Annotated in this window: 12 protein-coding genes and 2 pseudogenes; 7 read left to right on the top strand and 7 right to left on the bottom strand. The window is 57.7% G+C overall.

What is annotated here, in order from left to right; all coding sequences use genetic code 11:
- Positions 1–101 precede the first annotated feature (101 nt).
- Positions 102–1,964, top strand: a complete 1,863-nt coding sequence (locus ABJO75_RS06745; protein ID WP_348128594.1) for an AMP-binding protein — start codon at positions 102–104, stop codon at positions 1,962–1,964.
- Positions 1,965–1,985: 21 nt separating this feature from the next.
- On the opposite strand, the gene ABJO75_RS06740 is transcribed toward ABJO75_RS06745, so the two are convergent.
- From ABJO75_RS06740 to ABJO75_RS06715, 6 genes are all read right to left on the bottom strand, one after another.
- Positions 1,986–2,735, bottom strand: coding sequence for an SDR family oxidoreductase (locus ABJO75_RS06740; RefSeq protein WP_348128592.1), 750 nt, complete (start codon positions 2,733–2,735; stop codon positions 1,986–1,988).
- A 24-nt stretch (positions 2,736–2,759) separates the two neighbouring features.
- Positions 2,760–4,382 carry an ABC transporter ATP-binding protein gene (locus ABJO75_RS06735; RefSeq protein ID WP_348128591.1) on the bottom strand — a complete coding sequence of 541 codons (1,623 nt, stop codon included), beginning with the start codon at positions 4,380–4,382 and terminating at the stop codon, positions 2,760–2,762.
- Complete coding sequence (locus ABJO75_RS06730; protein WP_348128588.1) at positions 4,379–5,218, bottom strand: ABC transporter permease; 840 nt, start codon at positions 5,216–5,218, stop codon at positions 4,379–4,381. Before ABJO75_RS06730 ends, ABJO75_RS06735 begins: the two co-directional genes overlap by 4 nt.
- Positions 5,215–6,186 carry an ABC transporter permease gene (locus ABJO75_RS06725; protein WP_348128585.1) on the bottom strand — a complete coding sequence of 324 codons (972 nt, stop codon included), beginning with the start codon at positions 6,184–6,186 and terminating at the stop codon, positions 5,215–5,217. The genes ABJO75_RS06730 and ABJO75_RS06725 overlap by 4 nt, the downstream gene beginning before the upstream one ends.
- 71 nt (positions 6,187–6,257) lie before the next feature.
- On the bottom strand, positions 6,258–7,823 hold the full coding sequence (locus tag ABJO75_RS06720) for an ABC transporter substrate-binding protein (RefSeq protein ID WP_348128582.1): 1,566 nt from the start codon (positions 7,821–7,823) through the stop codon (positions 6,258–6,260).
- A gap of 111 nt (positions 7,824–7,934) precedes the next feature.
- Entirely contained in the window at positions 7,935–8,591 is a 657-nt protein-coding gene (locus tag ABJO75_RS06715; RefSeq protein ID WP_348128579.1) for a GntR family transcriptional regulator, read from the bottom strand.
- 162 nt (positions 8,592–8,753) lie between these two features.
- Here ABJO75_RS06715 and ABJO75_RS06710 point away from each other — a divergent pair, with 162 nt between their 5' ends.
- The 5 genes from ABJO75_RS06710 to ABJO75_RS06690 are packed head-to-tail and all read left to right on the top strand — an operon-like array spanning position 8,754 to position 15,121.
- The gene (locus ABJO75_RS06710; RefSeq protein ID WP_348128576.1) at positions 8,754–9,782 is read left to right on the top strand and encodes a histone deacetylase family protein; all 1,029 of its coding nucleotides are present in this window, start codon (positions 8,754–8,756) and stop codon (positions 9,780–9,782) included.
- Positions 9,779–11,341, top strand: coding sequence for an acetolactate synthase large subunit (locus ABJO75_RS06705; RefSeq protein WP_348128573.1), 1,563 nt, complete (start codon positions 9,779–9,781; stop codon positions 11,339–11,341). The genes ABJO75_RS06710 and ABJO75_RS06705 overlap by 4 nt, the downstream gene beginning before the upstream one ends.
- 22 nt (positions 11,342–11,363) lie before the next feature.
- On the top strand, positions 11,364–12,653 hold the full coding sequence (locus ABJO75_RS06700; RefSeq protein WP_348128570.1) for an ArgE/DapE family deacylase: 1,290 nt from the start codon (positions 11,364–11,366) through the stop codon (positions 12,651–12,653).
- A gap of 41 nt (positions 12,654–12,694) precedes the next feature.
- Positions 12,695–13,765: a phosphotransferase gene (locus ABJO75_RS06695; protein ID WP_348128567.1), complete on the top strand. Its 1,071-nt coding sequence runs from the start codon at positions 12,695–12,697 to the stop codon at positions 13,763–13,765.
- 12 nt (positions 13,766–13,777) lie between these two features.
- Positions 13,778–15,121, top strand: coding sequence for an aspartate aminotransferase family protein (locus ABJO75_RS06690; RefSeq protein WP_348128564.1), 1,344 nt, complete (start codon positions 13,778–13,780; stop codon positions 15,119–15,121).
- A 245-nt stretch (positions 15,122–15,366) separates the two neighbouring features.
- On the opposite strand, the pseudogene ABJO75_RS06685 reads toward ABJO75_RS06690, so the two are convergent.
- Positions 15,367–15,769 (bottom strand): annotated as a pseudogene (locus ABJO75_RS06685) (DDE-type integrase/transposase/recombinase); the annotation flags it as partial.
- 2 nt (positions 15,770–15,771) lie between these two features.
- Between ABJO75_RS06685 and ABJO75_RS06680 the strand changes: the two are divergent.
- Positions 15,772–16,318, top strand: a pseudogene (locus ABJO75_RS06680) (IS5 family transposase); the annotation flags it as partial.
- Positions 16,319–16,339: the final 21 nt, after the last annotated feature.

Genomic DNA, 16,339 nt, shown 5'->3' with positions numbered 1-16,339 from the left:
CCGCAAGCTCGCTGTCAGACTTGCCAGCCGCCGCCACGGCGTTCCAATACTGAGCCTAGGCAAAGTGACCCCCGAGACAGCAAAGCACTGAGGGACAATCGATGGCCAACCTAGGCAACTCACCTTTGCGGACCAAAGCCGATCTTGAGCGTTTTGAGACGGAAATGTCCCTTGCGGAGCGTTTGCCGGAACAGAGCATTCTCGATGTGTTCATCGCCAGCGCCGCCCGAGACCCGGACGCTACGGCGATGACGATGCTGATGACCGGTGCACCGGACGAACACCCGCGCCGCGTGAGCTATGGCGACACGCTTGGAATGGTGCGCCGGGCCGCCAATCTGTTCCACGATCTGGGCGGCCCTGCGCCGGGCGTGGCGTTTATGCTGCCCACTCTTATCGAGACACATGTGACCCTGTGGGGCGCAGAAACGGCAGGCTATGCCGTGCCGATCAACTTTCTATTGCAGACCGAGAGCATTGCGGAACTGCTTAAGGCGTCAGGTGCGAAAATTCTGGTCGCGTTGGGGCCGCATCCGGGAAGCGACATTTGGGAAAAGGCCTTGGACCTCCGCGCAATGATGCCAGAGCTGACCTTGGTGCGTGTCGCGCCTCCCGGCACGGCAGAGCAGCCCGATGTCGTTGATTTCGGATCGGCGCTGATGACGCAGCCAGCAGATCACCTGACCTTTGGCGCCCCGCGCGGCGGTGACGATATTGCGGCGTACTTTCACACCGGCGGAACCACCGGGGTGCCCAAACTCGTCGCCCATACACACCGCAGCCAATTGGTCGCGACATTTGGGGGCGCGGCCATGTGTGGCTATACCCCAAGTGACGTGCTGACAGCGACCTTTCCACTGTTTCATGTCGCTGGCACCATCGTAGCCGGGCTGAGTGGGTTCATGGCAGGTATCGAACTGGTCATCATGTCGCCAACCGGGCTGCGCAATCCGGCAATCACCGAAGCGTTCTGGCGGATAGTCGCAGACCACAAAGTCACTCTGGTTGCCGGTGTTCCAACAGCACTTGGCGCTGTGTTGCAAACCCCGGTGGGCGAGCACGACATCTGCGCCGTGCGCGCAGGGCTAACAGGTGCAGCTCTGTTACCGCCCGCTGTGAGCCAGCGGTTTACCGAAGTGACAGGCGCTACGCTGTTTGAAATCCTCGGCATGACCGAAGCGTCGGGACTGATCAGTATTGATCCACCGGGCGGTGAAGGGGCGTCTGGGTCGGTTGGATGGCCCCTGCCCTATACCCACGTCGATGTCCGGCGTCAGATTGCGGATGGTGAACTTGGCGCGGTTTGCGATGTCGGAGAGATTGGCGTGATCGCGATCCGCGGTGATCACCTATCGCCGGGATACCGCGATCCCAGCCACAATAGCGGTGTCTTCATCGATTGCACTCTGAACTCCGGTGATCTGGGGTACAAAGATGAGCAGGGGCGACTTTACATTGCGGGGCGGTCCAAGGATCTGATCATCCGCAGCGGCCACAACATCGACCCTACAATGATTGAAAACGCTCTGGCGAGCCATTCCGCCGTGGCACTGGCCGCAGCCGTGGGGATGCCTGACGCCTATGCCGGTGAATTACCAATGTGTATTGTGCAACTGCACGAGGGACAGCAGATTAACGAAACAGACCTGCAGGCGCACGCGGAACGCATGATCGACGAACGCCCCGCATGGCCGAAGAAGATCGAAATCATTGATGAAATCCCGCTGACGACCGTCGGCAAGATCTATAAACCCGGCTTACGGTGCATTGCCGCCAAGCTTACGATGATGCGGGTCATTCACGGAGATCTTGGCCTGCCAGAAGCTGAAATCGAGGTTGCTGATGGCGGAGTACGCGGATTACGCGTCACCGTGACGCTTGCCGCAGATCAAGAGACGGCAGCTTCCAAGGTTCGGGCGGCCCTTGCTGCCTACCTGTTCGAGACGAAGGTAGAGGTGGTCTAGAGACTCAGGTTTGAGCGCTCGCTAGACATGTTGTGCGCCATTCACCTCTATTTCAGCGCCGGAGACATACGAACTGGCGTCTGAGCAAAGAAAGTAGATTGCATTGGCAACTTCGTCAGGCTGGCCAAGGCGACGCATAGGCACGGAAGACGCGATAATTTCATCCGTCCCTTCGCTCAGGATATCTGTCTCGACTTCACCCGGGGCTACCGCGTTAACCCGAACGCCCAGAGGGCCAAAGTCATGTGCCATTTCACGGGTGAGCGCAGCCAGTGCGGCCTTGGAGGTGGCATAAGCCGCACCCGCGAACGGATGCACACGCGAGCCGGCGATGGAGGTGACATTCACCACTGCTCCCTGCCCTTCTGATAACTCCTGTTGCAACCCACGTGCCAGCACAACCGAGGCAAAAAAGTTGACATGGAATACCTCGCCCCAGGCGCGAAGGTCTGTATCAAGCGTGCTCAGGCGCTCTCCATCCGGACCCTTCGGAGAAACGCCGGCGTTGTTGACGAGCGCATGCAGCGGCTTGCCATTCAAGAGCACCTTGACCTTCCTGACGGCCTCCATCGTGTTCTCAGGATTACTCAGATCAACTTGGACGTGGTCGCTTTCGCCACCAGACCAAGGGCAATCAGGTGAGAATGCCTGTCGCGAGCAACCGATTACACGCCAACCCTCTTGCGCGAATTTTCGGGCCGTCGCATGGCCAATGCCACGGCTTACACCGGTCAACAGAAGGGTCTTCTGGGGCTGATCTTGTCCGGTCAATTCAACATTCCAATTCTGACATGATTAAACCGCCTCGGTCAGCGCGCGTTCATAGTCCTGTCCCGGAATGGCATCAAGCAGGCTGCGGGTATAGGCTGTGTCGGGGTCATGCAGAACCTTGCTTGTTGGGCCGACCTCAACGATCTGACCCTTTTGCATGACAATGATCCGGTCACAGATGCGCGCGGCGACACGCAAATCATGGGTAATGAACAGCATCGACAGGTTGAGCCGCGTCTTGAGCTCGGCCAGAAGGTCAAGAACCTGCGCTTGAATGGAGACATCCAGAGCAGACACCGCTTCGTCCGCGATGATGATCGACGGGTCCAATGCCAGCGCGCGTGCGATACCAATTCTCTGACGTTGTCCGCCGGAAAATTCGTGCGGAAACCGCGCCATTGCCGAGGCATCAAGGCCAACCATCTCCAACAACGCGCGCGCCTTGGCCATTGCGTCGAGCTTTGAAGCGCCGTGCGCAATCAACCCTTCCGTCAGAATGCGCGATACCCGCGCACGAGGATTAAGAGAAGAGAACGGGTCTTGAAAAATCATCTGAACCTTGCGCCGTTGTTCGCGCAGCCCTGAGCCGGACATATGCGCGATGTCCGCTCCTTCGACCATCACTCGACCCTCGTCGGGATCAATGAGCCGCACAAGACAGCGCCCCACTGTGGATTTTCCCGAACCGCTCTCACCAACGATCCCGATGGTCTCGCCCGCGAACAATTCAAAACTGACATTTTGAACTGCCTTGACCACACGCCGCTTGCCAAACAATGTGCCAGAGCCAGTTGTAAACGTTTTGCACAAATCCTCGACCGACATGACGGGTTCGCGCTCTGGCGAAGGGGTCTCTTCGTATTGTGTCAACCGCGGGATCGCATCGATCAGCGAGCGGGTATAGGGGTGCTGTGGTTTCAGCAATACGTCATCCGCCGATCCCGATTCTACGATTTCTCCAGTCTGCATGACGATCACACGGTCCGCGATATCCGCGACCACACCAAAATCATGTGTGATGAAAATCACCGCCATGCCGCGAGACTGCCGCAGGTTCTCGATCAGCTTTAGAATCTGCGCTTGCGTGGTCACATCGAGCGCGGTTGTCGGCTCGTCTGCGATCAGGATATCCGGCTCCATCGCCAGCGCCATCGCAATCATCACTCGCTGGCGTTGCCCGCCGGACAATTGGAACGGATAGGCCCGGATGGCGGCTTCTGGATCGGGAATCCCAACCTCATCCAACAATTTAAGCGCCCGTGCCTGGCGTTCAGGGCCGGTCAGCGCACCGTGCGCCTCAAAAACCTCGGCAATTTGCGCCCCCACTCTCAGCAACGGATTGAGGGCGCTTAGGGGTTCCTGAAAGATCATCGAAATCCGACGCCCACGAAGGGCCATCATTTGATCTTCGTTAAGACCGATTATTTCCTGCCCGTCAAAGGTGATGGTACCGTCGGCCACTTTGACACCCTGTGGCAGCAACCCCATCACTGCGTTGGCAGACATCGATTTTCCCGATCCACTCTCACCTACGATGCACAGGATTTCGCCCGGCTCGAGGTCAAAGTTGATGTCTTTGGCAGCCAATTCTCTGTCGGCCCCTTCTGGCAGGGCGATGGCAAGGTCACGGATGCTCAGGAGGCTCATTCGGATTTCCTCGTCAGGCGCGGGTTCAGTGCGTCATTCAGACCTTCGCCGATCAGATTCAGCGCCAGCACCGTCAGCAGGATTGCCATGCCCGGAATGAAGGACAACCACCATGCTGTGCGGATAACGGTGCGCGCGGCTCCGATCATATAGCCCCAAGACATGATATTTGGATCGCCAAGCCCCAGAAAGGACAGTGAGCTTTCCAAAAGAATAGCCTGCGCCACCATCAACGAGGCCAGCACGATGATCGGAGGCAATGCATTGGGCAGGACATGGCGCAGGATAATCTGTGTATTTCCCAGCCCCGAAAGTGTCGCGGCCTCGACGAATTCGCGGGTGCGCAGGCTTAGCACCTCGCCGCGGACAAGTCGCGCAACCGGCGGCCAAGACACGATCGCGATGGCGATGATCACAAAGGTCAGACTGGGCTGAAAGATCGCCAGCAGAACGATTGCCAAAGCGAAACTGGGGATCGTCTGAAAGAATTCGGTAAAACGCATCAGCGCGTCATCCGTCCGTCCAACGAAATATCCGGCCAACGCCCCCACCGGCACACCGATAGCAAGCGCCACGACCGTCGATACCAGCCCGACCAGCAGGCTGACGTAGGCCCCGTGCGCAAGCCCAGACAGCACGTTACGCCCCAATGCGTCTGTGCCCAATGGCAAACCATCTTGCGTGAACGGCGGCAAAAAGGGGCGCTGAACCATCTTCCAGGGGCTTTGCGGGAATAGAAATGGCGCGGCTATTGCTGTCGCGATCACGACGGCCAGAATGACCAGTCCAATCACCGCACCTCGGTTATAGCGGAAACGTTTCCAAAAATCCCTCATGTTGTCAGCCTTATGCGCGGATCGACGATGACGTAGACGACATCGGTAACAAGATTGAAAAGCAGCACCATCGCGCCGGATATGTAGAACACCCCAAGGATCACCGCGTAATCACGTTGGTTGATCGCCTCGAACATCAATCGTCCGATGCCGGGCCAGGCGAACACAGTTTCCGTCAGGATTGCCCCGCCAAAAATCTGACCTGCTTGAAGCCCGGCCAGCGTGATGACGGGCAACAGGGCGTTGCGCAGGATATGACGGCGCTGGATCACGCTGCGTTTAAGCCCTTTGGCCCGAGCGGTCTTTACGAAATCAAGGCGGCTGACCTCGAGCATGGAAGCGCGGGTCATGCGCATATAGATCGCCATAAAGAACAGACCCAGAGTTGTTGCCGGCAACACCAGATGTTTGGCCACATCCAGCACATGCGCAAAGCCGGTATAGTTCGCACCGATTGTCTGATAGCCAAACCCCGGCAACCAACCTAGCCATACCGAAAACACCAAAGAGGCCATCAAGGCCACCCAAAACAATGGCGTTGCATAAAACAACAGAGCCAGAGTCGAGATCACGGTATCACCCCATGATCCCTGGCGCGCCGAAGCCGCGACGCCTGCCATCACCCCAAGAACCAATGACAACACAAAGGCCACGCCAGTCAGCAAAAGGGTCGCTGGCAAACGGCTGGCGATAAGTTCGGCCACCGGCATTTGCTGGCGATATGAAAACCCGAGATCAAATTGGACGGCCCCTTTGAGATACGTCCAAAGTTGAATGTAAAGCGGCTGATCCAGCCCAAACCGCATCCGCAGGTCCGCGAGGAATTTCTCGTCCGCGGCGCCTGCCTCGCCGGCCATGACGGCTGCGGGGTCGCCGGGCGCCGCATGGATCAGCAGAAAGTTGAAGACAAGGATAGCCAGCAGGATAAACACCGCCTTGACCAACCTGCCCAGAATGAAACGTATCACGCGGCGCGCCCCGTAGTTGAGTGTTGGTTGATCCGGGCCATCACAGCAGCCCGGATCATTGAACGACTGTCTTAGTTTTGGTCGATCCAGACGTCGCGGAAGCCATCATTGACACCAAACGCGGTGTTGACCGGATTCTTGATGTTGCAACGGAAAATCGTTGGGAAGCCAAGCTCAAGCAACCAAAGGTTCGGGACGTCACCGACGATCTCGTCCTGGATCTCCTTATAGGCAGCCCTGCGATCTTCCGGGCTGGCCATCAGCGCGGCCTCTTCGAACATTTTGTCGGTCTCGGCGTTCTGGTAATTGGCGACATTGTTCCAAGGCGAACCCGGCGCAGCATTGTTACCCATATAGGTTCGCGACACACCCAAAGCCGGGTCGCCGTACTGATAGAGGTAGGTAAACGCCAGATCAAAGTCGCGGTCGCTGACCTTCTGGTTCCATCCCGCAACGTCCGAAGGGATGATTTCGACGTTCATGCCGATCTCGGTGAGGTTCTGTTTGACCGCTTCGGCCCAACGTTGCCATGTTTCACCGTAAGGCAGCCCAAGCAGACGGATGGTTTCGCCATCATAGCTAGACTCTTCGAGCAGCGCTTTCGCCTTCTCCGGGTCATAACCGATGTCTGGTGTGTCGCTGGCATGGAAGCGGGTCGACGACGACAGCGGGCCGGTCGCAACATTGCCCAATCCGTTCCACAACGCGTCTTTGGCAAACTCGCGATCGAGCGCATGCATCATCGCGTGACGCACCTTGAGATCATCCATCGGCTTGTTGTCCAGGTTGACCCAGAGCCATGACAATGGTCCGAAAAACTCCCAGCCTTTGTCCGTGATACAAGTGTTCTCCATGTCACGGATACGCGGCACGTCGAAGTTTTCGATCGAACCACCCGGCAACACGTCGATTTTGCCTGTCTCATAGGCCACTGCGCGCGAGGCGGCGTCGGGGATCACGTGATAGTAGATGTCGTCGACATGGGGCTTGCCGTCGATGTAATAATCGTCGTTCTTGACCAGGTGGATATAGCTGCCCTTCACCCACTCATCAAACTTGAACGGACCTGTGCCAATCGGGGTGTTGTTCGCAGGGTTATTGGCGAAATCCGAACCCTCATAAATATGCTTGGGGATCATCGGTGCCGTGCCGGGCTCAAAGATCCCGATGAACGGCCCGAATGGCTGCTTGAGGTTGAAGACCACGGTCAGCGGGTCTGGTGTATCGATGCTTTCGACATGCTCCATATAGGTCCGCGTCCGCGAATGAGATTCACGCAGGAACACATCCATCGAAAACTTCACATCAGCCGAGGTAAATGGCTTGCCGTCATGGAAGGTAACACCGTCCCGAAGCTTGAACGTATACGTCTTGCCATCTTCCGAGATTTCCCAGGACTCTGCCAGCTGACCTTCGGGCTGAAGATCAAAGTCATATCGCAGCAGGCTCTCGTAGATATCTCCCGCGACCATCTGGGTCGGCCCGTTCTGGATCAGGCCGATCATCAAACCCGGTGGTTCTGGCTGGATTACAACGTTGAGCGTGCCGCCCTGTTGCGGGTCTCCGTCTTGCGCGGCGAGAGGCCCCGCCAGAACGAAGGCCGCTGCAGCGGCAACAAATTTGAGATGTGTTAGCATATCGCTTTCCCTGTTGTTGATCTTGGTTCGAACGACTTCTCAGAGGCAATGCCGTCGGTGGATTCGACGACATGTCACCTCGAAGTTCTTGGTATGAAATGCACCTGTTCGCTAATCTGCGCTGAACGAGGTGATATAGGCGGCTATCCCCTTTCTTGCTCCTTCGATGTCAGCACGCATGGCCGTGCGCGCGGATGCGGCGTCACGTCGTTCGCAAGCCGAGACTATGACGTGGTGTTGCTGCACCAAATCCTCTTTTGCACCCTCGTAGTAACCGGCGATCAGCGGCCCCGTCCGCAACCACAGACGATGCAGAACATCCAACATAAGCGGCATGTCGGCCATCCCCGCCAGTGCAAAGTGAAACTTTTGGTTCAACTCCGTCGCCTTTGACCAACGTGCGGCGGCAATTGCCTCTTCATTGCGCATGATGATGTGCTTGAGGCGCGCCACATCCCTGTCTTCGGCAACTTCCGCTGCCTTTGCCGCGGCCAAACCCTCAAGCTCAGCCCGCATATAGGAGATTTCCATATATTGCCGAGCGGTCAGCACAGGCACCCGCACATCACGTACCGAGCGTTGTTCAAGCGCATTGTCCTGCAGCAGACGCTGAACTGCGTCGCGCACGGGCGTGGAGCTTGTTCCAAGCGATTCAGCAAGACCGCGAATCGTGATTTTCTGATTTGGACGCAGCTTGCCACGGACCAGATCCCGACAGATCCGTCCATATATAGTGCGGCCAAGGGAGTCTTTGTTGACTTCTTTCATCGCCCCCACCTCGTGCTGAATCATCGCGTTCTAATTGATATTTTTGATGCATGATGCATCAAAAATATTGAACCAGCAAACATAAACTGCAATGTTGCGCCAGACTCGTTCGGGCAACACCGCCTGCCGCGAGCAGAAGCAACATCTGCGAAAGGTTCGGACTTGAAAGCTTTCTTCGACACGCGCCAGTTGGGGCATGCGCCCACTTTCTATTTTCGACGCGGCGCCGCAATGCCGCATCAGGAACAGCCGCAGCGTGCGGAAATCCTTCGCGACATGCTGATCGGGGAAGGTTTCGAAATCACATCTCCCGGCGACCATGGGCTCGCCCCGATCAAGGCCGTGCACAATTCCGATTACGTCGACTTTCTGCCCGATGCATTTGCGCGTTTCGTAGAGAGCGCCGGGACCGAGGCATTGGCCATCCCCACGATGCACCCCGGCTTGCGGCGCGGCAAAGAACCCCGCGATATCCATGGTCAACTTGGCTGGTGGATGACCGATACATCAACACCACTTACACCCGGCAGCTGGGACGCCGCTTATTGGTCGGCCCAGACCGCAGTACAGACTGCCGAAGACATCATGTCAGGCGCGCGTGCCGCCTATGCGCTGTGCCGCCCGCCGGGACACCACGCAATGCGCGACTGTGCCAACGGGTTCTGTTTCTTCAACAACGCCTGCATCGCAGCGCATCATTTGACCTCGACCTTCAAGAAGGTCGCGCTGATTGATATCGATGTCCATACCGGCAATGGATCACTCGACATCCTGTACGAGCGTGGTGATATCTTCTTTTGCTCATTGCATCCCGACCCAGCGACTTACCCCACCTTCTACCTTGGTCACGCCGACGAGACTGGCGAAGGCGAAGGCGCGGGCAAGTCGCTCAATGTTCTACTTGAGCAGGGTGCAAGTCAGAATGATGTATTGGCAGCGCTCGACACCGGGATCGCCGCAATTCAGGATTTTGGCGCCGACGCGTTGGTGGTGTCTCTGGGTTTTGACATGGCCGCAGATGATCCTCTGGCTGCTGTCGCCGTGTATCCCGATGGCTTCGCTGAAATGGCGCACAGATTGGCCGCAATGAACCTTCCGACAGCGTTGGTGCAAGAAGGCGGATACCTCGGCCCATCCTTGGCCGATAACGCCAAAGCATTCCTTACCACCTTTCGCGAGGCAACACGTTGACCGATCACCCCGAGAAAATGAACGGCGCCGAGAGCGTCGTCCGCAGCCTGAACTCCGCAGGTGTTGACGTGTGTTTTGCCAATCCCGGCACCTCGGAAATGCAGTTTGTCGACGCGCTGGACCGCACCAAGCTGATGCGTTGCGTGCTCGGCCTGTCCGAAGGCGTCGTAACCGGTGCCGCTGACGGCTATGCGCGTATGGCAGAGAAACCTGCGGTGACGCTTCTGCATCTCGCGCCCGGCTTTGCCAACGCAGCGGCAAACTTGCACAACGCGCGCAAGGCCCGTGTGCCGATGGTGAATCTCGTTGGCGATCACGCATTGCGCCACCAGAAATACGACGCACCACTGTCAGCAGATGTCGCAGGCGCCTGTGCGCCCTTCTCCGACTGGGTGCATTCGGGGCGCGACGCGGGTAGTTTTGCCGCCGATGCAATGGAAGCGCTGCGTGTCGCAAAAGGCGCGCCGGGGCAGATCGCAACGTTGATCGCCCCTGCGGATATCGGATGGGATGAGGGCGGCAAGATCGCTGCTGAAACCCCGCCAGATGGTCCGGTTCCACTGGATGAGAATGCGTTGAACAACGCGCTCCGAGCACTGGAGAGTGGCGATAAAACCGTCATTATCGTCGCGAATTCCGTGCTTGAGGATGTCGCCGCTTTGGACCTCTTGCAAGGTATCGCGGATAAAACCGGCGCAGATATCCTCGCGCCGACTTCCAACCGCCGGATGGAGCGCGGTCTGGGGCGTGTCGCAATCTCAAAAATCCCTTACCCGATCGATGCAGCGCTGGACTGCCTCGCGCCCTATGGCCGCGCAATATTGGTCGAATCCGTACCGCCTGTTGCCTTCTTTGCCTATCCGGGCAAGCCTAGCCTGCTTCTGCCCGCGGACTGTGATATCGTCACGCTCGCCGGTCTGGATGGCGACGGGCCAAACGCCCTGGCGGCACTTGCTGATCGTATCGGAGCAAAACCGAGCACGGCCCGCGACACCGCCCTGCCAGAGCGACCGCAAGCTGGCCCGATCACCCTGAAGAATATCGCGGCGGCGCTCTCAAATGTCTTTCCCGAGGACGCCATCGTCGTCGATGAAGCTATTTCGTCCGGCGGCGATGCCTTTGCCGCCGGAGATTCCGCCAAGCCGAACAGCTGGCTGGCGCTCACCGGCGGATCAATCGGCATCGGTATCCCTCTGTCCACGGGTGCAGCTATCGCCTGCCCCGATCGCCCGGTGATCACCTTACAAGCAGACGGGTCTGCCATGTACACGATCCAGGGGCTGTGGACACAAGCACGCGAAGGATCAAACGTGACCACCATCATTCTTGCCAACCAGTCTTATGAGATCCTGAAAGGCGAGCTACATAATGTCGGCGCACAGCCCGGAGCTGACGCGCTGAGCATGCTGAATCTTGACCGCCCCGAACTGGACTTTGTCGCCTTGGCGCGGGGCATGGGGGTGCCGGGGCGACGGGTTGATGATGTGCGGGACCTGATGCGCGCGATCGAAGAAGCCGCCGCCGAACCGGGGCCGTTTCTAATCGAAGCAATGATTTGATTTATCATCAAAGGAAAATTCCATGAGGCTAGATCCTGAGTTGCGCGACCGCATCCTGAAATCCGTAACTGACGGGTTTCAGGATCAAATCGCATTCACCCAAAAGCTGGTCCGGATGCCGTCACTGCGCGGACGAGAACATGCTATTCAGGATTTCGTGTTCAATGAACTGCGGTCCCGTGATTACGCGATGGATCGGTTCATGATGGACCGCGCCGCGATCGAGGCGCATCCCGGTGGTTCAAAATTCTCGGAAGATCACTCCAACGCCCCAATCGTCGTCGGCATACACCGCCCCCGCGATGAAGCGGGCCGCTCGCTGATCCTCCAATCACATCTGGATGTCGTGCCGGAAGGCTTGCATGAAATGTGGAATGATCCCCCCTTCTCCGGCGAAATAGACGGCGATTGGATGTATGGACGTGGAGCGGCCGATATGAAGGCAGGGGCCGCTGCGAATATCTTTGCACTTGATGCTCTGCGTCGAATTGGCCTGCAACCTGCCGCCACCGTTTACGTGCAATCAGTGGTCGAAGAGGAATCCACCGGCAATGGCGCATTGCAGACTTTTCTGGAGGGTTATACCGCCGATGCAGTGCTGATCCCGGAACCTGAGGATGAGATGCTGGTGCGCGCCAATACCGGTGTGCTCTGGTTTCAGGTGCAGGTTCGCGGTGTCCCCGTGCATGTCCGCGAAATGGGCGAAGGTGCCAACGCCATCGATGGTGCAACGCGCATCATCGCAGCCCTGCGGCAGCTGGAAGAGGATTGGAACGCCGAAAAAGGCGCACATCCCCATTTCGAGGACGAAGCGCATCCCATCAACCTCAACATTGGCAAGATCGAGGGCGGCGATTGGGCCTCTTCCGTGCCGAGCTGGTGCAATATCGATTGCCGCGTGTCCATCTATCCCGGCCAAACCGCCAAAGACGCAGCGCGCGAAATCACGGATCGCATTGCCGCCTTTGCGCAGACGGACAGGTTTCTATCCAACAATCCGCCAAGCGTTGTCTTCAATGGGTTCTTCGCTGAAGGCTATGTACTGCCACCGGGAACGGAGGCCGAAGCGGTCTTGGGTCGGGCGCACGAAACGGTGCTGGAGCAACCGCTGAAATCCTTCATGACCGCAGGGTATCTCGATACACGGGTCTATGCGCTATACAACCAAATCCCCGCCCTGTGTTATGGCCCCATATCGCGCAATATCCACGGTATCGACGAGGCCGTCAGCCTGCCATCGGTGCACCGTATCACCCAGGCCATGGCCCTGTTCATTGCCGAGTGGTGTGGTGTCGAAGAGGTGCAACCCTGATGCCCCAACCCTGCCGCATGCCTTCGGGTAGGCTGCCCTCAGTGATCAGTAGCGCCGGACCCACCGATAGCGTTTCAACGATCGACCTTCTAAGCCACGATGCGCCGGCAATCACAATCGAACGTGCCGCCGAACTTGCCTGGGAGATCTACGGGATTCGCGGTAAGATTCGTCCGCTAACCGCCGAAAAGGACGCCAATTTCCACATAGTTCTGCCTTCAGGCGAAGAGGCGCTCCTGAAAATTACCAACGCCGCCGAGGATCGTGACGTAACGCACATGCAAACCGCTGCGCTGATCCACCTGAACAACGTCGATCCCTCGCTGCCGGTGCCGCATGTATGCCGGGCTCTGTCTGGTGAGGCATCGGATATCATCACCGAACCAACAGGTCAGTCCCATGTCGTGCGCCTGTTGACCTATCTCAGCGGGACCGTCCTGAGCGAGGTTGACGGCTATTCCAACCTGCAACCGGATATCGGTTCGCTTTTGGCCCGGTTGACGCGCGCCTTGCGTGGCTTTTTTCATCCGGCCGCCGGGCATCTCTTGCAGTGGGATATCAAACAAGCACATAGCCTACGGGCAATGCTGACAGCCGTTGATGATACGGACCTGCGGCGACAATTGGCTCATCTTCTGGATCGCTTTGACGCCGGAATCGCACCGCGTCTGCCACTCCTGCGTGCGCAGTGCGTTCACAATGACTTCAACCCCCACAACTTGCTGGTCGATTCCAATGCGCCCAAGCACATCACCGGTATCATCGACTTCGGTGATATGGTGCATACACCAATAGCCTGTGATCTGGCGGTTGCCTGCTCGTACCAGATCGCCGAAGGGCCGCATCCTCTCGACAATATCGCCAAATTGATTGGCGGCTATCATTCGGTACTGCCACTCGAAGAGGCTGAGATCGAATTGCTGCCGGACCTGATCCGCCTGCGCCATGCAACTACGCTGACCATTGGTGCCTGGCGAGCGCGCCGCTATCCACACAATGCAGCTTACATTCTTCGCAATTGCACGGCGTCGCGACGGGGATTGAATGCGCTAGACCAGTTCAGCATCTCCGACGTGATCTCTGTCTTGCATAACGCCATACGCGCCTCATAAGGAGCGATCGCCATGACGATGGTCAATGCCTACGAACCCAACCAGACAGCGCATCTTGATAGCGAAGAAGCGACGCTGATTGCCCGGCGCAGCAAGGCGCTCGGCCCAGCTTACCGTCTTTTCTACGAACAGCCTTTGCACTTGGTGCGAGGTGAAGGCGTTTGGTTATGGGACAAGAATGGAAAGGCCTATCTGGATTGCTACAACAATGTCGCCTCGGTCGGGCATTGCCATCCCAAGGTGGTCGAGGCCATCAGCGGTCAGTTGGGTATCCTGAACACCCATACCCGTTATCTGCACGACGGTGTGGTCACCTACGCCGAGCGTCTGATGGCGACGATGCCGGACGGATTGGGCCATGTCATGTTCACCTGCACTGGTTCAGAAGCCAACGATCTGGCCCTGCGCATTGCCCGGTCCCACACCCGGCGGCAGGGCGTTATTGTGACCAGCAACGCTTATCATGGGCTAACGGAAGCCGTGGCCGAACTGTCGCCATCACTTGGCGATTTTGTAGATCGCGGGCCGCGCGTACAACTGATCCCTGCCCCAGATCCTCACAATGTTTCACCCCAGGGACAAGGCCAACGACTTGCGGCGGATCTGGCGCAGGCCATCGCCGCCCTGCGCAAAAACGGGGTTGAGCCTGCGGCATTCCTTGTGGATACAGTGTTCTCCAGCGACGGGCTCTATCCGGACCCCGCAGGCTTTCTCAAACCCGCAGTCGATCTGATCCGCACCGAAGGCGGCATCTTCATCGCTGATGAAGTGCAAGCGGGGTTCGCGCGAACCGGCGACCGTTTCTGGGGCTTCCAACGCCATGATCTGACTCCCGATATGGTCACCATGGGCAAACCCATGGGCAACGGTTTTCCAGTTGCCGGAGTCGCGATGCGCCCTGAACTGGTGGAGGAGTTCGGAACAAAGGCGCGCTATTTCAATACCTTTGGCGGAAATCCCGTTGCAGCTGCCGCAGGAATGGCAGTCATGGATGTCATTGAGGACGAAGCACTTCAAGCCAATTCCCTGGAGATTGGCAGCTTCCTCATAAGTGGTCTGAACGAGATAGTCGCAGGTGAAGGTATCGATGCAGAAGTGCGAGGAGCAGGACTCTTCTTGGCGGTTGACTTCAATGAGGAGCACGAAATGAGCACTCCGGCCGGAACATTGGCTAGCTTCATTGTGAACCACCTGCGCCAGAATGGGGTGCTTATCAGTGCCACTGGTCCGCGCGGGAATATTCTCAAGATCCGGCCGCCAATCGTCATGCAAAAATCCGAGGCACAGCTTTTGCTGAACGCCATGGAAGGCGCCTTTGCAGCATCACGGCAATCAGGGCAAGCTAGGCCTACCTGAATCTAAAGACGGCCTCCATGATCTGCGCAGTCATGGTGCACAGATCGACCGCAATTGGGAAAGCGCGTTCTTCGAGAAGAAATACGGACGATGCATTTATAACCTGGACGACGAGGCCCGTTCATCCGGATATGAACGTGGATGCCAATATTGTGTTCTGATTTCCCAAAAACAAGATCCCAGGTGCCCCTAGTTTCCTAGACGGCAGAATCGCCCTGATTTTACCGGAAACCTTTAGCTTCATTTCACGCGACCATATCGAGCGCGTGGCGCTGTGCATCAAAGTTGTCTTCAGCCTCGGCTGGTGGGATGTTTCCGATGAACTCGAGCAGACGTCTGTTGTTAAACCAATCGACCCATCCGAGGGTAGCCATTTCCAGCTCCCGCATGATGCGCCACGTACCCTTGTGATGAGCCAGTTCGGTTTATTAGAGGCCGCCTATCATGCAGGGCCCGTTCAAGAGCATCGAGAACAAAGTCAGTCTTGGCGGACCGCGAGACCTCCCAGCCCACGATCCGGTCGGCAAATGTGTCGATGACGAAGGCGACATACACAAAGCCCTGTCATGTCGAGACATAGCTAAAGTCGCTGACCCCAAGCAGGTTCGGTGCAGATGCCCGGAACCAACGGTTCACCTTGTCGCGCGGACCTAAAGGCAAAGGGCGAAGGCGAGTGGCATGCCCGCGAGCATGGCGGTGCGAAAGGAAGGTTGTCGCGCAAGATCCACCCTGGCGTCGACGAAAGAACGCTAGAAATCCGTGCGATCGAGGTTGCTGGCGGCCGTAGATGCCGCCCCAGTTGCTGGACTAGGTTCCCGCCGACGTGGAGATCGGATCGATCCCCGCGGACGGTGCCTACGACACGCGGAAGTGCCAAGAGGCTATCGCCGACCGAGGCGCACACGCTCTCATTCCACCCCCAAGAACGCCAAGCCGTGGAAGCCATCAACTTCTGGTGCGATCGCCCGGAACGAAGCGACCCGCGCGTCGAAAAAACTTGGTCGCGCCATCTGGCGAAAGTGAAACTAATACTACCGCCGAAACCGCGCTGAGACGAAAATGCATCGCGTCAAGCTGCTCGGACAGAGCGTCATGGCACATTACTTGGGCCGTCAGGTGGCAGAACTCCAGGTCCGCGCTGCCGTCTTTAATGGCTACACAGCCCTCGGCATCCCAATCACAGAGCCCTTGGGATAACTCCGTCCAGGGAAAAAGGGG

The sequence above is a fragment of the Sedimentitalea sp. genome, assembly GCF_039973035.1.
GTDB lineage: Bacteria > Pseudomonadota > Alphaproteobacteria > Rhodobacterales > Rhodobacteraceae > Sedimentitalea.
This window is presented reverse-complemented; position numbering and strand designations above follow the sequence as displayed.